Source organism: Streptomyces sp. NPDC000983, assembly GCF_040299205.1.
In the GTDB taxonomy this organism is placed as follows: Bacteria; Actinomycetota; Actinomycetes; order Streptomycetales; family Streptomycetaceae; genus Streptomyces.
Genome location: NZ_JBEPBM010000020.1, coordinates 109,610 through 134,502 on the forward strand (window position 1 = coordinate 109,610; position 24,893 = coordinate 134,502).

The following is a 24,893-nucleotide window of genomic DNA, read 5'->3' on the forward strand; positions in this document are numbered from 1 at the left end:
CGCTCAGGATGGCAGACGACGCAGGAACGGACTCGGGGTGCCGTGCCAGAAGATGTCGAGGCTGTCGCGTGCCCGGGTCACCGCCACGAACAACAGGGATCGCGCCCGCTGGAGTTCCCTCCGGTGGCGGGCTGGGTCCAGTTGACGCAATCGGTTGACCTGTTCGCGGGGGACCAGGCCGTCGCTGACGCCGGCGATGATCATGCGCTGGTACTCCAACCCTTTGAACCGGAACATGGTCCCGATGTGGACTCCGGGCTCGCCCCGGGCGCCGTCGGCGCCGATCTCCAGGGCCCGGATGCCGTGTTCCCCGAGTGTATGTCCCAGCTCACTCGCCATCACATTGGTGGGAACACAGATGGCGATCTGCTCGTGTGCGATCCGCTCTTCCGGGTGGGCGTCCCAGGCCAGGATGTGTGCGGCGATCGATTCACGTTCCGTCTGCCAGTCCGTGCACGGGTGCATGCCGGGTGCGCTGCCGCTGAGCACGGAACGGTATCCGGCGAGGGTCTCCGAGTTCCCGTCGAGGTCGTCGTACGTCTCCTCGCCCAGCATCTCCAGCGCGGAGCGCAGGATCTGCCGTGTTGTGCGATAGCTGAGACTGAGCTTTGCGGACCGGCCCCGGATGTTGATACCGAGACTGCCCAGCGTCACCTGGTTCTTGTAGATGCGCTGGTGGGTGTCACCCACCAGAAACAGGTCGTCCGAGTCGCGGGCCGTCATGGCGCGCAGCATTTTCCAGTGAGCGGGGCGCAGGTCCTGGGCCTCGTCGACCACGATGTGCCGGTACCGGTAGCGGAGCCAGCCACCCGAGCCGTCCTGGAGGTGGATGTTGTCCAGGCCGCCCGCTTCCTCCCGCTGCCGTTCGATGGCGCGGATGCGCTGCTCGCGCCCTATTTCCAGGCGGGCGGCCCGTTCGGCGACCTGGTCCCACGTCTGACGCCCGAGCCGGTCCAGACGCTGCGTGAAGCGTTCGGCGAGCTGCCAGATGGCGGCCCGTTCAGCCCGGCCGATGTTCTTGCCGCGTCCTGCCCGGCGGGCCCGGAAGTAGTCGGTGCGGGTGCCGACGGCCTGTCCGAGGATCACCTGCGTCCACTCGTCGTACAGGAACTCCGCATCCCAGCCGCTCTCGCCGAGTTCGTCGAGCATCGCACGCCATTCCCGGACGGCCTGGCTGTCGTCGATGGTCTGCTTGCGGCTGCCGGGCTCGGCTTCCCTCACGACGCGTAGCGCGAGCTGGTCGACGTGGCTCACCTCCACCCGCGACAGCAACTGCTCGCCGCCCAGTTCCAGGAGGCGGGAGCGCAGGTCGGCAGCGAGATTCTTGTTGTAGGTGGTCAGCAGCACCGGCTTGCTGTGACCGGACGGCAGCTGGGACACGAGGTGGCGGACGCGGTGCAGGGCGACGATGGTCTTCCCGGTGCCTGGGCCGCCACCGACCCGCACGGGACCGGAGTACCGGCGCTCGACCAGCTTGGACTGAGCAGGGTGGAGAAAGACCTTCCAACGGCCGAAGTCCCCTGCCTCCAAGGCCTCGCGCAGCGCGTCGTCGGACGTGGTGACAACGGTGGCCGGCCGTTCGGCTGCCGTCTGGAAGTCCTCGGTGTCGACAGGCTCCGGAGCGGCGACGGGGGCGGTGACCTCGTCCAGTACCTCTTCGAAGGGCTTTCCGTCGTAGAGCGCGAGCAGGACTTCCCCGGTGAGCTGCGGCGCGTATTCGATCAGACCAAGGAGTTGTTCATCGGTGGTGAGTGAGCGGATGACCGGAACCAGGGGCTCGGCCACGCCCAGTTCGATCAGCTGCCCGTCGGTCCAGGCGGCGAACAGCGGTTCAGGAGCGGGTGGTTGGGCTTCGGCAGGCGGAACCGGGGCGGACGGGGCGGCGGGCGACGGCTCCTGCGGCGGGATGCGCCGCAGCACGCTGTCCTCCACCACCTGGAGGTCGACGTACTCGATGCCGCCGGTGACGGTGTTGATTCCGTACGCCAGCCGGTCGTAGACCTCCTTGCGGTGTTTGACCGAGACGATGAGCCAGTCGTCCTCGGCCAGTCGGAGCAGGAGGGCGCGGTACTCGTCGTTGATCCGAGCGGACCAGATGCGGCTGTCGCCCTTGAGCTGCTTCAGCTTGAGCCCCGGGGTCCGGGGGTTTTCCTTGAACTTGTGCTGGAAGTCGAACAGCGCGCCCTTGACCGTGCGCGGGAGCCGGAGGATCTCCTTGTCAGCCTTGTCGAGCAGGCGCAGCGTCACGCCCCCGGTCCTCGTCATGCCAACTCCCCGTTTCCGTTGTCGTTCTTGTCGTTCTTGTAGTTCCTGGTCGTGCCGACTTCCGGCCGCCCGGCTCCCCTTTGGCTGCCGTCGCTTGTCCGCGCGGCAAGGTTGTCGAGGCGTCCGGCGATCTCCTCCGCGGTCCATTCGCCCGCCGGACGTACGTCCCAATGGGCGGCGGCGAAGGCACGGTCACGGTCCCGTGCCTCGTGATCCGGCTCGTCGGGCGTCCCTTGCGGCGCCAGCACCACGCCGAGCCGGGCGGCCGGCCAGGCCAGTTCGGCCTGCCAGCCGTGTTCGTCGAGTTCGAAGCCGTCCTCAGGCGCGGGAACGCCCAGGTCCGCGAGCGCGTGAGCCAGTTCGGCCAGGCCGGCTTCGTCGGGGTCCACGTACTCCAGTACAGAGTCCCAGGCGCCGTCCCGCCGGGGCCGGCTGTCGGACGGCGGTTGCTCGGTCGTTCTCGTCGGTACCGCGGGCAGTCCGGCGGTCACGGCGACCGGTGGCAGGCTGTCCGGGGCCCGCTGAGGCTCGCCGTTGACGACTGGCGTGACCCGCGTCGAGGACAGCCACCCCTGGCCGCCGGTCACGGTCAGCACATCGGCGGTGAAGCCGTCGAGCAACGTGGTCGTCAGCTGGGCGCTGTCGCCCCCGCCGTGCTCCAGGAACTGCAGCACGTTGCTCCAGTACAGCCAGGCCTGCCAACGCCTTTTGTGGGTCTTCTCCTCCGTGACGGCTTGGGCGCTGTCGTCCAGGAGTGTCAGCCCCGTCCAGGTCGGGGGCCTGTGCCGCACGTCGGCGACCAGGACGAGGCGGCATCCGGACCTGTCCGTCGCCGCGAGGACACGCACGGGCCCCTTCGGCTCGTCGACGACGCCGTCGCGCAATGCCGCCTCGACGGCTCGGCCGACCGCTTCCGCCCCGACCGGTGCGTCCCGCAGGCCGGGCGCGCCGATGAGCCCGGCCACGGTGGCTTCGGCGCGATGGTGCCACCGTCGCGCGTCAGGGTCACGAAGGTAGGCGAGCAGCAGCTCGGCCGGGTTGACCCAGACGGTTTCCGACAGCTCTCCGGGTAGCCCACCCCGGGTCTGGGCGTAGTAGGAGCGCGCCCGGTCCTGCGCGGTCCGGTCGTACGGAATCCACACCGGATCGACGGGGGCGACTCCGGCATAGCCGGTGTCGCGGACGCGGAGCCGCCACTCCTTGACGTCGTAGTACGTCAGTTGGAACACCCTCAGCCCGTCGGCCCGCAGCCGTGCCCGCTTCGTTGCGTCGTCCGCGAGACGGTTGTGCTCGGGGCTCGCGTGATACCGGTATCCGTCCAGATAGACGGCGAGCCGTGGTCCGGGAGCGTCGAGCCGCTCGAAGAGCACGTCGGGCCGGGTGCCGTCCAGGACGCGCTGCTGCGAGACCCGCCAGCTCACGGTGGCTCCGTCGCCGGTCGTCAGCCGCAGATCCAGTGCCCGGGTGCCCGCCGGGGTGGTGTACGTGTTCGCCGCCGCACGGGACTCCGGCTGCTTGGCCCACTCCTCCAGGGTGTCGACGAACATGACCTCCAGGTCGCTCTCCGCCTGCTGTTCCAGCGGGATCTGGCGGGTCGTCGAGACCGGTGAGGTCCGCCAGCGCTCGCCATCGGCGCCCAGCAGTTCGTCCAGCATGGACTGGACTTCGCGGCGGGAGACCCGGTCGTAGTCCGACGGGGGCACCCTGCGCAGGAGGCACTGGTGGCAGCCGTCCAACTCCTTCTGCTGGCACGGGCAGTTCTCGATGACCTCGCGTGCCTTCAGCAGCACCTCGCGGAACCCGGCCGCGGATGCCAGCCGGTGCAGATAGCCGGTGCCGCCGGGCAGCCGGTCGTAGACGACCAGGAAGCGCCGCGGGAAGTCGGAGCCGAGCTGGTCCGGACTGTCCGGCATCGAGGCTGCGGCGATCTCGATGTGGTCGGGGTCGCCGCCGTAGCGTGCCGCGATACCGGCGAACAGTGCCGCGGTGAACGAGGCGAGCCGCTCCCGGGCCCGTGTCACCGAGGCGGGCAGCAGAATGCGTACGGCTTCCGTGGTCAACTCATGGGCCAACAGGAGCGGTACGTCCTGACCCGTCCCTCGCCTGCCGCCGTCCCCGGAGCCCTGAGTGCGTCGCCGGGGACACCACAGCAAATGGTGGGCACTACCCCTCGTGGCAGCCGCCCCCGATTCGGTCAGTGCGTGCTGCGACTGGTCCACGACCGGTCGGCCGTCCGCCGTCGCGCCGCCGCAACTCGTGCAGACGTAGAACGGGTTGATCCGGACGTCCTCGCCCGCCAGCGGAACCGTGGAGCTGCCGTCCTGCCGGTCGAGTCCCAGGTTCAGCGTTCTGATGACGGCCCGGCGGGAGAAGTCCACGCCGAAGGTCGCCGTGTCGTGCCGCCAGGAACCGGTCGCCAGGTGCGCGGGGTCGATGTCCACGGTGGTGATGACCGCGTACTGCCGGCGGGCGCGCTCGTCGCGGTCGTCGCGCACCCGTGCGTCGTCCCGCTTGTCGCGTGCCACGACCCGACGCGGCTTGAGCACGTACTGGACACACCCCGCGTCCGCGATCTCCCGTCCGTCACAGCGCGGACAGGGCGTGGTGTCGGTCTGGGCGTCGCGTGTGCGCGCGTAGCCGCAGGCCGGGCACAGTCGCCACACCGACCAGGCCCGCCGTTCCGGGCTGCCGATGTCGAGGGCGCGCACCACGTGCTTGTAGCCGTTGACGTAGAAGCTGTTGCCCGGGGCGAGTTCGGTCAGGGCGATCTTGCTGGAGCGCTCGTAGTCGCGGGTCTCGCTGCGGTAGACGCGAGGCGTACCGGCGGGGGTGCGGTGTTCCTTCGGCGCGTCGGTCCCGCCGGGCGTCTGGGCGGTTTCGTCGGTGTCCGAGGGGACCTCGGACCAGTACAGCGTGGCCTCCAGCTGCGTCGTGGTGTCGGCCAGGCTGTAGTTCGGCAGGAGACCCAGCTCGACGAGCGTGCCGTGCGCGCTGGTCCGGCTCAGGTCCCGCAACAGATCGCCGGTGCTGCGACGCTCGGCGAGCAGCTCCCGCCGTTCGCGGTCCTGGACCTCGTCCGTGCGGGCCAAGGAGTCGACAGCCTCGTCGATGGCGGCGATCCTGCGCCGCAGTTCTTCCCGCCGTCCCGTCCAGTCCTCCTCCGCCTCCTGGAGCGCGCGCACGATGCCGCCGTTCGCGTACTCCCGGAGCGCGTCGGAGGCGTGCGCGGACACCCCGGCGTCGTCACCGTCCCGCGCGGGAGAGTCCCCCGGGCCTTGCACAGGGGACCCACCCTCAGGGAACAGGGCCAGGAACTGCTCGACGAGTGTCGCCCCATGCGTCTGTGCGGCATCCGCGAGGTCCTGGCACCAACCCGTCGTTCCGAAGAGCGCGGACGCCAGCCGGGGCACCGGCTGCAACTGCTCGCCGTCCGCGGTCCTGAGCCCGCCCCGCGCGGCGAGATCCAGGAGCCACGCGGTGTACTGGCGGCGCAGGATCTCCACCGCCGACAGATAGCAGCCCGGCGGCACGATGTCGCCCGCGATCATCTCTCGAGGCTGGTCCAGGTAGTACAGGTCCCGAGCCCGGCGTCCGCCGAACGCGACGACCAGCGCGTTGCCCGTCTTGCGTCCCGCGCGACCTGACTGCTGTACGTAGTTCGCGGGCCCCTTCGGCAGCGAGCCGATCAGGACGGCCGACAGGTCGCCGATGTCGATGCCGAGTTCCAGCGTGGGTGTGCAGGACAGGACGTTAGGGTCGGTGTAGTGCGTGCCGGCCCGGAAGGTCCGCTCGACCTGCTCACGCTGCGCACGGGTCAGCATGCCGGTGTGCTCGGCCGTCACGACACGGAAGGTGCCACCGGTCAGGTAGAGCCGCCGGTAGTAGTCGTTCGTGTAGTCCCGCTCCTGCAGGGCACCGAAGCCCGCCCCGGTGACGCCTCCGCTGCCGCCGCCCGGTTCGGACGGTGCCGAGAGGCGCATCCCTGGTTGCGGCGGTGTCAGATACCCCTTGCACCGGTAGCGCGGGCACGGATGGCCGTACCAGCGAGTGCGCCGCTCAGGGGGCACGACCTGTTGCCAGCCGCAGTCCTCGCACGCCACGAACGCCTTGTTGACGATCGAGTCGTCCAGCAGGCGGACCTGGATGTGGCCGGGCTGGAGACCGTAGACGCGCGTGGTGCGGTCCTTCGCCGTCCGCACGCTGAGCACGTGCTCGTCGGCCAGGGCGGGCAGCAGTCGGCGGAGGTACTCGGTGGCCCCGGCGGCGTCCAGCCCCAGACAGCGGCGGGTCCAGTCCTGGAACCAGGCCTGCCGACCGGTGACCACGTCGAACTCTGTCCTGTCCTTCTGGCCGTCCAGCAGAAATCTCGGCGGGGCGACCCCTTCAGGGAACGCGGGCATGCCGTCCGGTCGCCGCCCGCTGATGAGGAACCGGTCGGCACCGGCCTCCCGCATCCACTGTTCCAGCCACCGGTGCCGGACCGCGCCGCGCAGCCGCAGCCGCTCCAGAAGTCCACGCACATAAGCGAGATACCGCTCGGGTGTCGGGAGTCCGCCTGTCATCACCATCTGGCCCGGCAGCGCGAGGTGCAGATCACGGGCGAGGTCGGTGACCCGCTCAGGGTTCTCGACGACGACCTCGGCGGCGGCCGTCCGCGTGAGCTCCAGGGTGCGACCGAGCCGTGACCGCAGCCCGAACTCCATGACCGTGGCGAACGCCAGCCGTTCACCGATCAGCCGCCAGGTACGGGCGTCTCCGGTACCGCGCCCCGACAACACCCGGTCGACACCCGGCTCGTCGTGCAGATCCGGCGGTACGACGGCGGCCAGCGCCTCGGGGTCGTCCACGGAGTCGAGTACGTTGCCGATCAGGTCGTTGAGCGCCGTCGCCGCGCCCGAGTCGTCGAGGTTGTGTGCGAGCAGCGACCTCAACGAGAACTTGTACGAGGCGTTGGCGACGTACCCGGCGCGGTGCGCGGCGTCCTGAGTCGAGTCGTTGAACAGCAGCGTCTTGCGTTCCTCCGGGACCAGCGCGATGTCCCCGCCCGTGAAGAGCTGGGTGACCGTGGCCGAGGCGAGCGCCGCCTGCGCCGTACCGAGGAACCGGATGCTGTTGTCGGTGTTGCACGCCGGACAGCGGTCGTCCTTGGCCGCCTTGTCGGCGGACTTCTTGTCGAGGAGCGCGAGCGTGAACCAGGCATCCACCAGGTCCCCGTCGTCTCCCGCCGTCGGTAGGCGGTAGGTGCCCTGGGCCCCGTCGAGTACCACCACGGAGAGCGGATCGACGCCACTGCCCGCGGGCAGTCGCCCGGCCGGCGCGTCGAGTGCCTGGCGCCGTTCCGGCTCGGTCGCGGAGATGAAATAGCGGATGCGCCGCTTGTCACGGCCGACACCGGCCCGCCAGATCCGGTCCTGTGCCATGACGAGCTGCTGCGGATCGGCCTCCGGGGACAGCGCGGCCCAGCCGGATCGCCCGCACGCGCGACAGTAGACGGCGGGCAGATGCACCTGCGCGGGCCGCACCGCCGTATCCGTGCCTGCCAGGGGCTGCGGCCGGTTCGCCCCGCCCGAGAACCCGTTGCCCGAGGAGGCCCCGTCTTCCTCGTCCGAGGGGGGAGCCGCGGCCAGGGCAGCGCGCCGCGCCTGCGCGCGGTCGTCCTCGTACCAGCGGAACTCCGGTGTCCTGCCGACCCCACGCAGCACACGCGTCACCGGCCGCACCCAGAGGTGGGCCTCGACGTGCAGCAGCGGACGCGGACGCCGTTCGTCGGAGTCGGGGTCCCGGGCGGCGGACAGCAGGGCCACGAATCGGGACAGGGCTTGCAGCACCAGCTGCGGATTCTCCCGGGCGGTGCGCCCCCAGGCGTATCCGAAGCGCGCGAGCCGGTCCCGCAGACCCCACTCGTCCAGCGGCTCCCCGTCGAGCAGCGCGAGCACGCCTTGCGTGAAGTCGTGCCGCTTCAGCAGACGGCCGATACGGAACGCGTCGAGGCCCTGTCGCCCCAGCATGCGGGCGGCGAGCCCGTCCAGGTCCAGCAGGTCCGGCTTCGCCTCCACGCCTGCGCCCCCCGACACCGCGATGACCTCCTGCGGAGTGGGCGGCTCGGGAAGCGCGTAGTCGACCTCGCCGGTGAACTCCTCGGCGGTCATCCGCTCCTCGCCGATGACCGCGTCCGTCGTGAACGGCATGCCGAACACCTGCGCCGCCACGTCCAGGATGCCCCCGGCCGGCGTGCCCACCCGCCCCGCGCCGAGCGTCGCGGAGGTCGCCACGGGGCAGATCCGCCCCAGCGGCCGGTCCGGCCGCGTCACGCCGACCGCCGTCGCCAGCCGGCGCAGCAGCATGGCCACGTCGGTGCCCTGCGCGCCGTCGTAGGTGTGGAACTCGTCCAGCACGACGTACGCGACGTCCGCGCCTTCCCACAGGGCCCGGTCCTCACCGCGCTGCAGGAGCAGGTCCAGCATCTTGTAGTTGGTGATCAGCACGTCCGGCGGGGAGACACGCATCTCCTCACGCCGGGTCATGACCCGCCGGAAGTCGGTGTCCGGCCGGTCGCCGATGTACAGACCCGCGGTCACCTGGGCGAGGTCGGTCGCGGTCAGGTAGTCGCTGATACGGCCCGCCTGGTCGGTGGCCAGCGCGTTCATCGGATACAGGAGTACGGCCTTCACACCGCGCCGCCCGAGAGCCTTCTGCCGTCGGCAGTGGTCGAGCACCGGCACCAGGAACGACTCGGTCTTGCCGGAACCCGTGCCGGTCGTCACGAGCGTCGGCTCGGCTTCCCTGCCGCCCAGAGTGCTGAGCCGCTGCCATGCCCTGGCTTGGTGCCGCCAGGGTGTGAACTCGGGCCGCCACTCCAGATGCCGTTCCCACCCGTCGTCCGCCTTGTGGAACGGCGTCCTGATCCGCAGATACGGGCCCCGGAAGATCCCCGACTCCGGGTCCCCCAGAAACCGCTCCAGCGCCCGCCGGGTGTCGTCGTCGGCCAACGCGTAGGTCGTCGTGAGGTACTGCGTCAGACTGCCCCGCAGCTGCGCGGCGGCCAGAGTGGGTTTCACGACGCTCCCCTTCGTCTGTGGATCCCGAGACGCTTGCGTGGCAGCGGTCGCCTCGTGTGGTGCGGATCAACCGTATAGCGCAGGTCGGACAGTGTGTGAGGGGACGGGTACACCCGCGGTCCGGGTGATGCGGCGCAGACCCGCTGTCGCATCGGACGTACCCAGCCGCGAACCGGTGGCTGATTGGCGCCCTTTCCGGCCCCGGCCAATGGTTTCACCCTGAAGGAAAGCAAGGAAACACCGTGCACGGGCAGCGCCGAGGGGGACGCCATGTCCGTACCGCTGTACGTTCCCGTCCTGCCGACCAGGCCGCACGCCACGGCCGCCTACCGTGAGCTGACGCCGGACGTACAGCGCCGGGTCGCTCCCCTGTGGACACTGCCTCCCCGCCCCGGCATGCTGCCGAAGCCGCTGGCCGAGCGGATCGGCAAGGACGCCGACGGCGTCGCCGCCGCACAGCGCCACGGATCCGCGTGGTTGGACGCGCCGTTCGCCGACGCCACCGAAGCCGCGGTCCTGGCCGAGGCTCTCACCCTCGACTGGTGGGACCACCGCAACCTGCGGCCCGTAACCGGACCCGGACGCCCCGTCACGCAGCAGTCACTCGCCCTCGCCGTGGCTCGGCGACGCGAGGACGTACTCGGTATCCGCGTGCGTCTCCCCGGCGAGTGGAACGACGGCACAGCCTCGGGCGTCAGCGAGTTGCTGGACCGGCTGCCCGCGAACCACCCGGCCGCCCTCTTCCTCGACCTCTGCACGGTCCTGCCCGACCGCTCCGAAGCCGCCAAGGAGACGCTGCGCGCCCTGGACGCCCTGATCCCGCTCACCTCGTGGCGCACCGTGACCGTGGTGGCGGGCGGCTTCCCCGAACCGCCGGCCGACTTCCGGGAAGGCGCCCCGTACGAGGCCCCGCGCACGGACTGGGAAACCTGGCACGAAATCCAGCACGGCGAACGCCTGTACCTCCCGCGACTCCGCTACGGCGACTACGGAATCCACCCCGCCACGTACGTCACCCAGACCCCGCCCGCGCACGGCGGAGGACCGCCGTGGGGCATCCTCCGCTACACCACCGCCCGCTCCTACCACCTGTCCAAGGTGCCGCACGGCAAACAGTACGACGAGGCCAACAGGGAGGCCGCGCGCTGTCTCACCAGGCTCGCGGACTTCCGGGGCGCGGAGGCGGGAGCAGGAGAGAAGTGGTTGCGCGACCGGACCGAAGGCTCAGTCAGCATCGGTAACCACTCGACGTGGAACAAGGTGGGCAACATCCAGCACATGAAGTTCGTGGTGCGGAGCCTTGGCCTGTGAGCGTTCCCGAGCCGAGCCGAGTCGGACCGGCTCGAGACTGCCAAGCTTTATGCCTCGGGGAACGTCTGCTGACCGGGCATGGGTGCGTAACGACGCTGCCTGCGCAAGCGGTTGGCGAGCGCCTTGTCGTACCCCTGAGCGTGGTTGCGCTTGTGCCGCTCCTTGACCGTCTCGCGCAGCGGGCCCGTGGCCCTCTCGACGGCGAGGACTACAGACATCTTGTCCTCCTCGGCCCGTTGCGCACCAATCGCCGCGAGTTCCTCGATCGTTGTGCCGACGGTGCCTACCAACCCATTCTTGATGAGCGTGGTGAACTCGGTGTTCGTCAGATATCGGTCGATCTGGGGGTACCCGAGCAGCCGTCCGCCATTGGGGCCCCGTGTGACATCGTCTTCCAGCAGTAGCCGCACGTACGGTACAGGCAGATACATACCGGGCGAGGGGCCTGGGTTGATGGTTTCCGTCAGGGGCCAGTAGGAGAGCTTCACAAAGCATGGATCAGGGCCGAGCCGCCATTCGTGGGGAAGACCCGCTGGGCGGCTGAGGGCGGCCACACGCTCCAGTCGGTCCAGCTGACTCAGCAGTTTCTTGTCAACACGAATCCAGCGATTTCCGGCCTCGTGAGGCAGGCGTTTGTACTGCACCAGCACGAAGCTCTGCGTCAGCTCGTGGTAGAAAATCAGGTCGGTGCCGAGGCGAGCTTCGACCGGCGATGCGTTGACGTTTGCGATTTCGATTCGACGGCCGAGGTGTTCGAAGACTTGGATATCGCATCGAAAGGTGGAGCCGAGAGCGCCGCCAACATACGGAGGCCCCATGGACTGGAAGACGTCGTCTCCATCGAAGAAGTGATGCATGTCGTAGTCGAGTAGCGACGGTTCGTAGGGTTCGGCGATCAAACCAGCCAGAACCGGCGCGTGGATATCGGCTGGCCGGCGCCACGCGGCAAGCCGAGCAGGCGGAATCCCCACGGCTGCCATTGCCAGCCGGGCAGCTTCGAGTTGCTCCTGCCAAGAGGCGTCCTCGGCCCGCCCCAGCGGATCGAGGCGTTCTGGCTCGGCAGCCTCACCCAGAAAGTCGAGCAGTTGGCGCAGCTTCTCATTGTGCTGGGAGAGGGCCGAAAGAAGGGCTTCGGACGCGACGTCGTCGAGGATGGTGAATTCCCTACCCGAAGCGGCAAGGATCACGTTGCGGACACTGGAAGGCAATTTCTTTTCAATTGCCTGTAGCGAGACAGAGACGGGGCACTCACGTAGCAGTTCCATGTTGACCCGGGAGTCGACTGCGGCAACCTTCTCTCCTCGTGGCTGTCGCACGACTCCCAGCCAAACCAGCGGGGCCTGCCCGGCCGCGGACGACCGCTTGACGAGCAGGGTGATCTGCGGCTCGGAACCACTCGGCAAGGACTCGGCGGCGACAGTCTTGGTGAAGGACTGCTTCAGCCGTAAGTCCATGTCGATACGGTCAAGTTCCTTCTCGCTGAGCGCTATGACGTAAACCATGCACGGAGGGTACGCGAGTCATCGCGGCATCCCGAGGGCGGGCAAGCGGCTGGTGAGGGGGCAGTCCGTCTCCGCCCACACGGTCCTCCCGGGGCCCATCGCCCGGGGCTCGATGCCCCACCGGTCGGCCAGAGCGGCTACGAGCATCAGGCCACGACCGGTCTCGGAGTCACCGGGGGCCTCCCGCGGGGAGAACGGCGGCACGCGCTCCGCGCGCGTGTCGGAGACCTCCACATGCAGCGTCTCGCCGGTATCGACGAGTCGCACCTCGAAGTCGCGTCCCTGCACGTGCCCGTGGCGTACGGCGTTGGCGGCCAGCTCTGCCGTGATGAGAGTCAGCGTCTCGTTGACGGTGGACGTATGAGGGTGGCCCCACGCGTCGAGCCGGTCGGCGACCAGGCGGCGGGCGAGGCGGGCGCCGCGCGGAGTGGAGCTGAAGCGCATCGTGAACTCGGCGGTCGTGGCGCCCACTTCTGCCGCGTCATGTGTTGCGGCCGCCATCCTGGAGGTGGGCGAGTGCTTCCTGTTCATGGCGCCTACGCTGCCGGGCGCACACGGATGTGCCCAGGTCCGACGCGCACACAGCGAGCTGCCGTAGGCGACGGTGTGGGGCGTGTAGGCGGTGGTGTGCGGCAGGTCCCTGGATCTACTCCCCGTACTCCCGCAGCAGCTTGTTGAGGTTGCGGATCTTGTCCACGTCGCCCTTCGGCAGGGGATCGCTGCTGTTGAAGTGCATGACGTTGTTGCGGATTCTGCGGATCTCCTCGAGCCGGTCGATGAACACCTTGCGGTCGAGTGGCCATCCGAGCTGCTGCCACAGGTCGGGGTTCTCCAGTACCCGTTTGTAGTCACCGACGCTCATGTCGCCGAAGGAGGTGATGCGTTCTCCCTTCGGGTCGCAGAGCTTTGTGACCTCGGGCAGGGTGAAGGCGCCCGTGATGACCTGCCGCAGTCTGCGGTCCATCTCCCCGATCAGGAGGAAGTGCCCGGCCAGATCGCCGTAGGCCTGGGCCACATCGGCGGCGGTGACGATGCCGGCGATGGCGTTCCGCTGGTCACGGACGAGGACGAAGTCGTGTTCGGCCAGTGTGGGAAGGACATCGATCAGGTCGTGGTCGTAGCGCACGTCCCGGGCGTCCACGATGGCCTGGGAGAGATGGGCTCCGGGGTCGGCGTGCCGGGCACGCGCTATCGATTTCCATGAGACGGATCCCCGCAGGTTGTGCGGACCGGCGAGGACGGGCAGCTGAGAGAAGTCGTGGAGCACCATCAGTGTGATGACCTCCTCGAAGCTGGCGGTCGGCTTGACGCTGATGACACCGCCGAGGGCGGAGGGCAGGGTGCCTACGGTGAGCCCGGTCTCGCGTGATTCCTGTTCTTCGGACGGGCCGGTCGGCGCAGTGACGGACGCTGAAGACCCGGCGAGAGGAATGTCCTCGGCGTCCTCTTCCGCAGCCTTGACCAGCTGGACCGTGGCGGTCAGGGGGACTTTGTCGAACTCGGGTGAGGTGATGAGGCTGTGGTTGGCGAGTTCGGCCTCGATCTGTTCATTGACCAGTCCCCGGCCGGTCGCACCCCACCAGCTCAGCAGCTCCTGCACGGTGGGGGTGAACGGGCTGCCTGCCTCGGCCGACTCACGTGCCTGCTTCAGCCGGGCATGGCGTTCGCTGGGCGACAGCGACGTCTGTCGCTCCTCCTCCGGTTCCGTGGGCTCGACTTCCTCGGCGGCCCGGTCCAGCAGCTCCTGGCGCAACTGCGTCAGGAATCTGCCGTCGTCCACCTGCCACGCCTCCCACCCGTCGAACGTCCCGTACCCGACAGCGACCATGGCCGCCTTGGAAGGCGAGCGGAACTCCTCTCCGTCCGCCAGCCGGATCCATCCCCGGGACGTGACCGTGGCATCGTGCTTCTCGCCCATCCGGGGCCGTACGAACTTCAAGTGCTCGCCCTCTGCGAGCAGCCCGGCGCTGAGCAGGTCGGAGAGGGTCACCCGGCGTCCGTCCAGGAGGTAGCGGGCGCGGGACTGCGTTTCAGCGGGGTCGGCGGTGGAATCAGTCATGTCACCTGCGCCTGTCTGCTTCAGAGGTGGCGCCCGATGTGGGCGATGCGGATGGCCTTCTCGTCGTGAACAAGGCGGAAGTAGATGCGGCCGGCGCCCCGGTTGAGGTTTCCGTGCAACTGGAAGCACTCGTCCTTGCCGTTGTCCTCCCACATGCGGTCCTTGCGGGCGTTCTCGTGCTCACCTCGGATGTTCGGGGCTTCCCAGTGCGGTCCGGTGAGGGAAGCCGGGTCCCACTGGGCTGCGGTGGCCTCAAGCTGGCGCAACAACTGGCGGGCACCCTTGAACCATCGCGGGTCGAGGTTCTCCAGATCGTCCTTCACCCGGTCGAGGAACTGGAGGTGAGGGAAGAAGTCCGCTCGTCCCGACCAGAGTTCGGCTCCACTGGAGGCCCGGTCCAGTCCTTCCCGGAGGATCCACTCCTCGTGTTCGGTGAGGTGTGCCTTCTGGGAGGTGTGCCGGACCTGGTCCGTGTATTCGTCGGCGACGACGTCTCCGGGCTCGGGGCCCTCAGACAGCTCCTCGATGTCCAGATCCAGCCAGGCGGCGTCCCACTCCGGGGCCAGCGGGAGGCTGAGGGCGAGTCCGTCCGCCATCAAGGCCGCGCGAAGTCCATGGACGTCGACTCCCCTGAAACGGTGCCATATGTCGTCCCGTTCCTCCGTCGCCGCTGCGTGCAGAGCGGCAGTGAAGGTGACACAGCGGTCGCGCATCCGCTGGAAGTAGAGAGCTTCTTCCTTGTTGCGGGTGTCATTGCGCCACTGCGCGTAGTAATAGCCTCGCGCGAGCTCCGTCTCGTCGAACGGATTCTGTGTAGCGAGGCTGATGCCGCGCAGACGCTGTAACCGCTTCAGCACGCCGACGAAGGCGCGCATGCCCTTCGAGACCTCATCCGCTCCGCACTCGGACGCACAGGACTGTTCGTTGAGAAATACGTGCAGTGGCACGCCCCACCCCATTCTCGTTTCGCACCGATCACCCCGACCCCCCGGGGCGCTTCAATGACTCCGTGCTGCAGCTCAGTCGAGCAGTTGGTCGAGGGAGTTCTCCCACTCGTCGAAGAAGCCTTCGGGCCACTCGGAGAGTCGTCCCTCCGCCCCAATCACTGGGCTGACGACCTCCGAGGTCTGATCCTTGCGACGGAAGTAGTGCACTGCGGTCGCGTCGGTGCTGAGCAGCCCCTGCTTGACGCGGAGCCGCAGCCCGTTGAGCACGTGGTCGCTGTGCGTCTCCATCACGATCTGAGCACCGCTCGCCGCTGCCGCGCTCGCCAGGTACGCCATCCAGGTCTGACCCTGCGGATGCAGGTGTGCTTCCGGGTTCTCCAACAGGATCAACGTCCCCGGTTTGGCCGACAGGCAGGCAACGACGATCGGCAGGACGTACGTGAGTCCGAACCCGACGTTGGTGGGGCGGAAACTGTTGGAGGCCAACGCACCGGAGCCGAATCGATAGCTGAGGCGGACGGCATCCGTGCCGGCGATGTCCTCAGCCTTGAGCGTCACTCCCGGGCAGAGCTTCTGCATCCATGCCTGCGTCTGCCCGAGGAGACTGCCTGAGGAGGCGTCCGAGAGGATGAGCGGGTCTGCCGCGACTGGTTCGTCCTGGTGAATGCGCAGATAGTTGACGGTGTGCTCGCCGTGCGCACCGAGGAATCCGCGCGTGGTGACGGCGTGGTGCGAGCGGGGGTAACTGACCTGTGGCGAGACCCGGTCCGCCTTGAGGTACTGGAAGCCCGGCCCGAACAACGTCGGCAGCAGCGCGGCCGGTTCGACGAACGTCTCGACGATCTCCCCGTCCTGCTCCTGAAGCAGCTTCAGGTGGTCGGCCTCACGCTCATAGAGCGCTGTCCACTGCTCCGACCCTCCGTCCCCCCGTAGGGCGAACGTGATGTGCGGCCCCGTGTCGTCGTACGACTCATGCCGTACGTCCTGCCCGGTACCGAGCTGGACCAGCTCGTCGTTGAGGAGCAGCCCGGCCTCACGGTCGCCCACGGGGGCGAGGTCTCCCGACTCGTACGACTGTCGCAGCAGGGCCAGGGACTGGAGTACGGAACTCTTGCCGGAGGAGTTGAGTCCGGTGAGCAGGGTGAAGGGGGCCAGACGCAGTTCCTGGTGGGCGAACGCCTTGAAGTTGGTGAGAGTGAGCGACTCAAGCATCCGGGGACTCCAACACCTCTCGGAACAACTCCTTCATGGACTGGAAGCGGTAGTTGATCTTGTTGGCGTCGCCGGTGCCGGAGGAGATGGCGTCGTAGAAGGCCGGGTCGTCCATCAGCTTCTGGAACTTCTCCTGGAGGACCGGTGCCCGCGCGCTCAGGATGTCGATTTCCTCGGAGGTGCACCGCTCCACGATCACCGCCTGCGTTTCAAACAGGGCCTTGTTGATGGGATACCGGCGGCTGACTCCGCTGAACTGCTTGCGGAACGCCTGGTCTCCGAAGATCCGCCTGCAGTCCACCATCGTGAGATAGAAGCGCCGCTCCAGCCCTGTCAGCATGTCAACCGGCAGGGCGTTGATGCGATGCATGGCTTTGCGAAGGAACCCGTCGAAGTCCTGCGTGACGTACCGCTCGGGCGGAGTCATCGCGAACGCGAGGAAGCGCAGGCACAGTTCCCGCTCTGCCATGCGTGCGGGGGAGACGCTGCGAGCCGTCGCCGACAGGAAGAACTCGCTCTCCGCCAGTCTGGCCAGCAGCTTGCGCGCAGAACCGGGGATCAGCGCGTGTCGCAGTTCCTGCCGGGTGAGCGGCTGACCGCCGGTGTTGATCCGCGCGAAGATGTTGAACTTGGCCTCTTCGGGGGTACCCCGCCGGATCACCAGCACCGAGAGCTCGGTTTCCAGGATGCGGGTCTGCATCCGGCCGGGCAGGTCCTCGAAGTGGTTGCCGTCGAACTGGGTGAGGTACTCCAGGTTCCCCAGCCGAAGCGGCTCCAGACCGGCGACCTCGGGCTTGACGAATCTGACGATGGTGGTGAGCCGTTGCACTCCGTCGACCACGGACCAGGACTCGTCGTCCTCCTCTGCCACGTAGAGCGTAGGCAGCGCGATACGCAGCAGGAGCGACTCGATCAGTCGGCTCTGCGCCCTCTCGTTCCAGATACCGGACTTCCGCTGGAAGTCGGGCTGGAGGTCGATCAGGTCCCGCTTCAGCCGTTGGATGACGAGGTCGACCGTCGGGTTACGGGGATGGACCTCGATGAGCTCCGGGTCGAAGGGCGTCCGCCCGGCCTCACCGATGTCCTCGGCTTCGATGCCGGTACTGCGTCCGGTGTCGGTGAACTCGACCGGTGGCTCGTCCGCCTGGGATGACGTGTGCTCGACGGAGGGAACGTCCGGCGACTGTTCCGGCTCCGGCACGGGAGCGCTGCCGACCAAGATGTGCCCCTCTGCATACGTGCATGCCGCCCATGAATCGAACGTGTCCGTACAGTAGCCGATCGACTACGGGACGCGCCCTGCTTTCCACCCGTAGCCCCCGGCCGAACTCAGCGGCCGATACCGCCATGGTGGGAGCAGGTTCCGCGGCCGGTGGAGCCGGAGACCCAGCCGTCGCGGCAAACGGTCCCGGGGAGCGCGGGCATGGGCGTTGGAACTGCGAGGGTGGGCGGTGGAGTTGATGTAGCGGGCAGTGGTGGCAAGGTGTTGACGGCGGTCCAGCAGTTTCCTCGGTCACCGATCCAATGGGCCTGGGGTGCGGTGTCCGGGCACTCCCCGTACGGAGTGCCGGCCGGTACGAGGCCCTGTTCCACGAAGAGTTCCACCGCCGTGTCCAGAGCACTTGCGGGGGCTTTCGTCGGAACGACCTCACGCTTCACCTCGACGAGGCGGACGGCCAGCCCGCGGCCGTCGGTCGGCAGTACCCCGTAGGCCGTCCTCGACATGGTCGCCGAGGCGCTCACGTGGCCGAAGTAGGTGTGCTCAGTGGCGAGCGAGCCCTGCTCGGAGTCGAGGAACTCGACGGTGACGTAGTAGTTGGCTTCGCTCGTGCCGGTGTTCTTCACCGTGATGTCCACGGCGCTCATGCCCGGGTCCTCGTCCGAGCACCGCACGTCTCCCAGCTCGACCTGACGTACGGGCCCGGAAGCGCGCGTGGGAGTGGTTGAGACGTCGGACGGGACAGGCGGACAGACGTCGCTCTGCGCCTGGCCGGTGCTCGGTTGAGCCGAGCAGCCGGTGGCGAGAAGCAACGCGACTGCCGTGACCACCGATAACCTCATGCTCTCCACGGCGGTCCCCCATCCCTGTCCGGCCGCCCCGAACGATGCTTGCGTAAGTCGGCGCGCCATGGCGCGGATTTCTATGTATCTGTCCGCCTAAGCGTGTTCTCGTCTGTGCGGATTCGGCCCGAGTGTGTCACCTGCGCCGGGCAGACGGCGCCGGATTGGGTACGCGGCGGTTGAACACCCACACACCCTGTGAATGAGTCGCCCCCATGACCCGTCCAGCGATCCGCAGCCACGGATTCGCCTTCTGGAAGGGCGCGAAGTTGTCGTTCGAGATGATGACTCCGCTGACCTCCTCGGCGATGCTGATCACCAGGGCGTCTCCCCGCCCCTCGGTCCCGGCCGGAGGCTGTACGACGGTGCCGTCGGCGATGGCGGCCTCGACGAGGGGCCTTTCCTCGACGGATACGTCGTGGCGCAGGGTGGCGTCGACCACCACGTGGATGTCGTGATCGGGGTGCTTGAACCGCAGCGATCGGACAGCCGCCTGCAATGCCGCGAAGCTCGGCTTTCCGCCCGCTGCACGCGGCGGGCGTCCGTTCCAGGCGAGGTTGGATCCGTCGATCACGAGCGCCGGCGCGGCTGTGTTCGCGCCGGCCGACTGGAGCGCGGAACGAGGCGGGGCGGGCTTGGGAGTTCCGTTGCTGCTCTGGCTTTGGGGCCGGACCTGCTGGGGATGGGTCGGGGTGGTCGCGGGCCGGGCGGCCGGGGCGAGGGCGAGCAGTCGGTCGAGCTCCTTCTTCACCTCCGGCAGGACGTTCCCGTCCCCGAACACCTTCACCTCGCCGTCGAGGACCACCTCGCCGGTCTTTTGCAAGGTAGCCCTGACGGTCAGCAGGCCTTCCTTGCTGTAGGTGTACTCCAGGTCGAAGACACCGTCCTCGACTGTGCAGCGGCGGGGGTAGGTCAGCACGAGGTCGGTCAGTTTGGCGTTGTCCGGGTGGCCGACCTCGCGGTCGGGGTCACCCTCCCAGACCTCAACGGTCAGCTGGGAGACGTTGTCCTTAGTCGGCTCGTACGACTTCACGCGCTGCTGCGGCAGGCGCTGGTTCCGGTCGATGATGGCGCTGAAGCTCCGCTTGCCCTCGCGGTCCTTGGTGATCGTGCCCAGGGCGTGCGTGTTGACCACTCGGATGATGCTCTTCAGCTCGCCGTCCATGGCGGCGGCGCTGATGGCCGCGCCTTCGGCCACGGCTGTCATCGGGTCGCACAGGGCGGTGTCGACGAGTTCGCAGTCGAGCGCCTCCGAGACCGCGGCGCGCACCGCCGGGATCTGGCTGCTGCCACCGATCATCAGCACCGCGGTGAGGTCCCGCGGGTCGATGCGAGCCTGCTCCAGGCATTCCTCCACAGGGTCGAGGGCCTGGCTGATGAGGTCCTGGATGGCCTCGGAGAACTCCTCCTGCCCGATCTCGACGGTGACGCCGTCGGGCGTCTGGACACGCACCGATTCCTGCTGGGAGAGGAGGATCTTGGCCCGCTCGATCTCCAGGGCGAACATCCGCTTCTCGGAATCGCTCCAACGCCCGCGCGCGGGTGCACGGTCGAGGACCATGCGGCGCAGCCGGGCGTCGATCTCCAGGCCGCCGAGTCGGTTGACGCCCCGGCTCGCCTTCTCGTCGAAGAACCCGTCGTCATGCAGGAGGAGGGTGGCGTCCATGGTGCCGCCACCCCAGTCGAAGACCAGGAACTCCCCGTCGATCTCCATCTCGTGCGCGTAGGCGATCGCCGCGGCCGTCGGCTCGTTCAGCAGGGTGCGGACGGTGAGGCCCGCGGCACGCGCGGCCTCGCGGGTCCGGAAACGGGCCGCGCCGGTCGCGTTGGCGGGCACGGTGATCACGGCCTCGCGGATCTCGGTGGCAGCCTCCTCCTCCGCCGCGCCCGCGATGGCTTGGAAGACGCCGGCGGCAGCCGTGGTCGCGGCGAACCGTGCACCGCCCAGCGTGACGAAAGGTTCCTCGCGCAGCATCCGCTTGCATGCCTCGACGGCCTGCTCGGAGCGGAGTTTCGCCTCCCAGCCGAACAAGGTGCCCGGCCGCAGGGAACTCGTGCCGACGACCGACGGGTAGAGCAGCTCGAACCCCTCGCGCCTCCAGTTGGCGTCCAGGCCCTGCCCGCCGATCTCCAGCACCTCGACGTATTCGCCGTTCCACTGGGCCGCGACCGAGTTGGTGGTACCGAAGTCGATTCCGGCAGCCGTCATGCTTCCTCCCCCGCCTTCACACCCGCGGGCCCGGCGATGCGCCGGAGCTGCCCCGCGAGAATGACCTTTCCTGTCAACTCGTCCACATACGCCGGACTCAGCAGCTCGAAGGCGTCTCCCTCGCCCTCCGTCACCACGAACCGGTCGCTCTCCTCGGGCTCTGTCACCCGCAGCAGCCGCAGTTCCCGCAAGTGCGCCGTCATCGCGCCCTCGACGGTCTCGCGGCTCTCTCCCGCCCGGGACCAGAGGAGCGCGTCGATCTCGGCCAGGCGACCGGCGAACTGTGCGCGGGTGCGGAACTCGTCCAGGACCGCTCTGCGCACCGCCGCGGTGAGCGCGCCGGCGGAGGGCACGTCGTCGGCCCCCGCAGCCTCCAGCGCCTCCGGCACGCGGGCCGCCACGCCTTTGATGACCGTCATCGCGTCGATCGGACCAGGACCAGGAGGAGCTTCGACGACACCTGTCTCCCCGGGCTTGATCTCGGTGTCCGCGCGCTGCGCCCGGCGGCGTTTCAGACCTCCGGGTTTGTGCGGTGGCGGCGCGCCCTCTGCCCCGGGTTGCGTCTGGCCGCACGCGGGACACGGGCGGTGTGCTCGCTGACTCTTCGGAGTCTTCTTCTTCGGACGCATCAGTGCTGCTCGGCTTCGTTCGGCTCGGACGGTCGGTCAGGACTACGGCGCGGTCATGGCGCGGAACTGTGGCGGTCGAGGCGTGGGGCGGTGGTCCGGAAGTCTTCGAGCAGCTCGACGGAGGCACGGGCACGGATGGCTTCCAGCTCGCCGCCACTGGTGACCGGAGTCCGGCGCGGCAGGGCCTCCAGCGGGGGCACCAGATGGGTCGGCACTTGGGAGGGCATGACGTATCGCGACCGGTCGAGCGGCAACTGGTAGAAGACGTCCCATCCCGCCTCACCGCGCAGCGCGCCCCGGATGCGCTCCTCGGCCATGTTCAGGTCTGACTGGGCCCTGGCGTCACCTTCGCGCTCCCGGAAGATGTCCCGGCAGCGTTCCTCCCACCCGTCAGCCCCGTGATCGAGGCCGATGTCGAGGAACGGATTGTTGAACGGACCACGGTCATTCCTTTTCGTCCCACGCCAGGCGCGAAAGAGCCTGAGGTTGCGTTCGGCGACGGCTCCTCCCTGCTCGGCGGCCCTACCGGCGTACTCCTCGGCGGAGTCGAGAAGCCGGTCCCGTCCGGAGGGCGATTCGTGCCGTTCGCTCTGCGCCACGGCCACGTACGCCGCGAGGGCCAGGGCCTCCTGTACCAGGTCCGCCGGAACCTTGCGGCTGCCCGCACTGTCCCGAGTGAGGGAGCGAGCCTGCTCGGCCGCCGCCTCCAGGTCACCGGTCTTCACCAGGTCGTAGGCGCGGTTCAGGGCGACGAGAGCGTAGAACGGACTCCGTCCGGCGTCGACAAGGCTCTTTGGGCGCCACAGGGCGGCCATCAGCAGCCACAGCCCTATGTCCTCGGTCATGCTCAGCGGCCACTGCCCGGACAGCGCACCCGACTTGAGGTCGCGGAGCTCGATCTGCTGGCTCCGGGGCAGGGCCGCGTCGAGTGCGCTGACGGCCGTCACGTCGCCGTCCATGACGACGTCGTACAGCAGGTCCCACACGTCGTCCGGTTCCTGTCGGACGAGGGTTTCACCCTGGAGGAAGGACCGCCGCCGCAGATACGCCGGCCATTTGAGGCGCTCGGCTTGCTCGCCGGAGACCTTCGCGGGGGCGAGACGCGCCTGCAGGTAGAGGCCTTCCTCCGCGTTCCGTCTCGTCCAGGGAGCGTCCTCGGGCATGAGGCCACCGTGTTCGATCAGATCGTCGATGACGGACAGGGGCGCCCACGGGAGAAGCTCGTCGAGATGGCGGTTCGGCATGGGTATCGCGCCGCGCGTGGCCGCGGTCGCGAAGAGGCTGAAGGCGGGTCCGCCCGAGACCGCATGGGAACGCTTGCTGACCAGGTCCAGGCTGGGTGCGGACGAACACAACAGCCTGCACCGCTCCAGGCCCGCCTCGTTGAGCCATCGCACACCGTTCGCCCAGATGTTCCGCAGATGGCCGAGCACCGACTCCGGCGGCAGGAGGCTCAGCCCCACGCGTACCGCGGGCAACAGGTTCTCGCGGTCCGGATCCCCTTCGAGGGCCTGTGCGAGTACGGCGCGCTCCGCCTCGGGCATTCCGGCGGCGGACGCTGCTTCCGTGAGCATGGCCAGCACGGCTTCGACCGCCTCGCTGCCGCCGACGCCGAGCCAACGCCACTTGCGCTGAACGAATCCGCTCACGCATGAGGCAGCCTGGCTCTCCTTGCGCTCATGCGCACGTCGCAGGCGCTCTTGTTCAGCGGCTTTCGCCGCCTTGCGAACGGCTACCGGGTCCGTCATGTCGTACACGCCGTCAGGTTATCTGCGCGGTCTGACAATCCAAACGGCCTCGCACATATCGTGACCATGGACGATGAGCGCATACGACACGCGGTGGCTCGGAGAGCTACTCGGCCTCGTCGGCAGTGGTCTCGGATCCTGTTGGTTCCTTGGACGTCGGGTCCATGCTCTCGCCCTCTTCGCTCGCCTCGACGGGTACGCGGCGCCCCCGTTGCAGCTCATCGCGTTCAACGTCAGGGATCGTCATCGACTCGGCGAGCACGGCGGCGAGCGCGTCCACTTGAGCGGTGTCCATGTCTGCCTGGAAGAGCCAGCGGATGTTCTCGTCGCGTGTGATGAGGTCGATCGCCAAGCGTGCGCTCTTGTCCTGGGTGGTCGCGGTTCTGACGTATCGCACTTGGTCGATCGGGATGACTTGACGGATCTCGCCTTGTTCGAGGAACGCGTTCGACTTGGCCGTGATGATGCGGCGATCCGTAACGGCGACCAGTGTCTTTGCCGCCATCTTGTCCCTCCCGGCGGCCAGTTTCTCCTTCGCTCCGCCGAGGATCGCGGAAAGGGGACCGAGAGCATCGAGCTGATCGGGGAAGCCGAGGACACGCAAGGTCTCACCGTCCTTGAGGAACCATCGCAGGATGCGAAGGTGTGGCTCGAGATCCAGGGACGTGGGTGCGCAGACGACGCCCGGAGCCTCCAGCGGAGGGGCCGGCGGATGGAGCGCATCGGCGAGGGGCTCGATCGCCTTCAACAGAAGGGCGGAAGCCTGGCGGGCTGCGATCGACTCCTTCCGCTTGCCCGGCAGTGGCAAAGTGTCGCGTCCGGGCAGCTCGGCGATGATGCGCAGCTGCCGCGTCAGCGAGTCGGCGAGGCTCGTCGCTTCGGTGAGAGCGGAGTCGAGCTCCGCGCGAGTGTCGCGTGCGATGACGTCGACGAGCCGCGCCTCGTCAGCGTCGTCGCGTCCAGCGGCCCTCGCCCTGCCGGCGCGGAGTGCCTGATACCCGGTCCATGCCTTGAGGGAGGACAGCAGGGCGTTGGCGTCGAAGACGATTGCCTCGGCGTTCATCTGGAGATACTCGCGGCGGCGACTCGCGTCGGCCCGGTGGATCTGCCTGACGTGGCCGCGGACGTTCAGCCGGTACAGGTCCAGTTGCTTACGCAGCGACGCCTCACTACCCGCGACGTTGTCCCACAGAGAGGCGGGCACCGATTCGATCTCCCGCGCTTGGCCGACCGCGCGATCGATGGTGGCGACGAGCCCCGTCAGTTCGGTCCACTGCTCGTTGCGAATGTCCGTCAGTACCTGGCTCGTCAGCGCGATGTTGGTCCTGACGAGGACCGTGACCTCATTCAGCTGCATCTGAAGGGCGACCATGGCCAGCGCCGGCCCGATCAATGCGGCGTTCTGCGCCGCGCTCACGGAAGCCACGGGGAGAAGGCGGGCCTGGTGGACTATCTTTCCGTTGGCGAACACCGCTCCGAGGTTCGCGCCGTCCTTGACGGCGAGCGTTGCACCGGCATTCAGCCAGGCCTGCGTCGCGGCGCTGAGTCGGTAGAGCCCCTGCACGCTGGCGAGTGCGTTTCCGAGATTGCCGGCCACGGTCGCCGTGTTCCCGATCGCGGCCAGGACCGTGGAGATCTGCTTGCGGTCGGCGGCCGACACGATCCCGAAGTCGAGCAGATCGGGCTTGAGTTCCGCCGGAACCTCAGCGCCGCAGACGACAGCAATACCTGGCAGCACCTCCACCAGGACCGTCGATGGCGTCTCTGAGTCGATGGCCGAGTCGGGTGTCGGATCGTCCACGACAGGTGAGTCGGCGGTATCGCTCCGGCCGTTCTCCTCAGGCTCGGCGATCTCCATCGAGTCCGATGAGTCCGAAGGGTTCTGCATGCGA

14 protein-coding genes are annotated in these 24,893 nt (G+C 68.4%); 1 reads left to right on the forward strand and 13 read right to left on the reverse strand.

Annotation, left to right across the window (positions count from 1 at the left end; all coding sequences use genetic code 11):
- Nucleotides 1-3: 3 nt before the first annotated feature.
- Nucleotides 4-2,265 (reverse strand): UvrD-helicase domain-containing protein, encoded by a 2,262-nt coding sequence (locus ABT296_RS23320; protein ID WP_351930338.1) that lies wholly within the window; start codon nt 2,263-2,265, stop codon nt 4-6.
- Nucleotides 2,262-9,323 (reverse strand): DEAD/DEAH box helicase, encoded by a 7,062-nt coding sequence (locus ABT296_RS23325; protein ID WP_351930340.1) that lies wholly within the window; start codon nt 9,321-9,323, stop codon nt 2,262-2,264. Before ABT296_RS23325 ends, ABT296_RS23320 begins: the two co-directional genes overlap by 4 nt.
- A 270-nt stretch (nt 9,324-9,593) precedes the next feature.
- Here ABT296_RS23325 and ABT296_RS23330 point away from each other — a divergent pair, with 270 nt between their 5' ends.
- Nucleotides 9,594-10,634: a beta family protein gene (locus ABT296_RS23330; RefSeq protein ID WP_351930342.1), complete on the forward strand. Its 1,041-nt coding sequence runs from the start codon at nt 9,594-9,596 to the stop codon at nt 10,632-10,634.
- Nucleotides 10,635-10,681: 47 nt separating this feature from the next.
- Here ABT296_RS23330 and ABT296_RS23335 read toward each other — a convergent pair whose 3' ends face one another.
- The 11 genes from ABT296_RS23335 to ABT296_RS23385 all read right to left on the reverse strand — a co-directional run bounded on the left by ABT296_RS23335 (nt 10,682) and on the right by ABT296_RS23385 (nt 24,889).
- Nucleotides 10,682-12,136, reverse strand: a complete 1,455-nt coding sequence (locus ABT296_RS23335; protein WP_351930343.1) for a hypothetical protein — start codon at nt 12,134-12,136, stop codon at nt 10,682-10,684.
- A gap of 18 nt (nt 12,137-12,154) precedes the next feature.
- Nucleotides 12,155-12,667, reverse strand: a complete 513-nt coding sequence (locus tag ABT296_RS23340) for an ATP-binding protein (RefSeq protein WP_502977307.1) — start codon at nt 12,665-12,667, stop codon at nt 12,155-12,157.
- Between the two features lie 115 nt (nt 12,668-12,782).
- Nucleotides 12,783-14,195, reverse strand: coding sequence for a CBS domain-containing anti-phage protein (locus ABT296_RS23345; protein ID WP_351930345.1), 1,413 nt, complete (start codon nt 14,193-14,195; stop codon nt 12,783-12,785).
- A gap of 20 nt (nt 14,196-14,215) precedes the next feature.
- Entirely contained in the window at nt 14,216-15,070 is an 855-nt protein-coding gene (locus tag ABT296_RS23350; protein WP_351930347.1) for a hypothetical protein, read from the reverse strand.
- Between the two features lie 144 nt (nt 15,071-15,214).
- Nucleotides 15,215-16,354, reverse strand: coding sequence for an AAA family ATPase (locus tag ABT296_RS23355; protein WP_351930349.1), 1,140 nt, complete (start codon nt 16,352-16,354; stop codon nt 15,215-15,217).
- The gene (locus tag ABT296_RS23360; protein ID WP_351930351.1) at nt 16,347-17,555 is read right to left on the reverse strand and encodes a GmrSD restriction endonuclease domain-containing protein; all 1,209 of its coding nucleotides are present in this window, start codon (nt 17,553-17,555) and stop codon (nt 16,347-16,349) included. Before ABT296_RS23360 ends, ABT296_RS23355 begins: the two co-directional genes overlap by 8 nt.
- A 128-nt stretch (nt 17,556-17,683) precedes the next feature.
- Entirely contained in the window at nt 17,684-18,220 is a 537-nt protein-coding gene (locus ABT296_RS23365; protein ID WP_351930353.1) for a DUF3761 domain-containing protein, read from the reverse strand.
- A gap of 331 nt (nt 18,221-18,551) precedes the next feature.
- Nucleotides 18,552-20,624 carry an Hsp70 family protein gene (locus ABT296_RS23370; protein ID WP_351930355.1) on the reverse strand — a complete coding sequence of 691 codons (2,073 nt, stop codon included), beginning with the start codon at nt 20,622-20,624 and terminating at the stop codon, nt 18,552-18,554.
- Nucleotides 20,621-21,043, reverse strand: a complete 423-nt coding sequence (locus ABT296_RS23375) for a hypothetical protein (protein ID WP_351930357.1) — start codon at nt 21,041-21,043, stop codon at nt 20,621-20,623. Before ABT296_RS23375 ends, ABT296_RS23370 begins: the two co-directional genes overlap by 4 nt.
- Before the next feature lie 263 nt (nt 21,044-21,306).
- The gene (locus ABT296_RS23380; RefSeq protein WP_351930359.1) at nt 21,307-22,902 is read right to left on the reverse strand and encodes a hypothetical protein; all 1,596 of its coding nucleotides are present in this window, start codon (nt 22,900-22,902) and stop codon (nt 21,307-21,309) included.
- A 205-nt stretch (nt 22,903-23,107) separates the two neighbouring features.
- Nucleotides 23,108-24,889 (reverse strand): hypothetical protein, encoded by a 1,782-nt coding sequence (locus tag ABT296_RS23385; protein WP_351930360.1) that lies wholly within the window; start codon nt 24,887-24,889, stop codon nt 23,108-23,110.
- Nucleotides 24,890-24,893 lie beyond the last annotated feature (4 nt).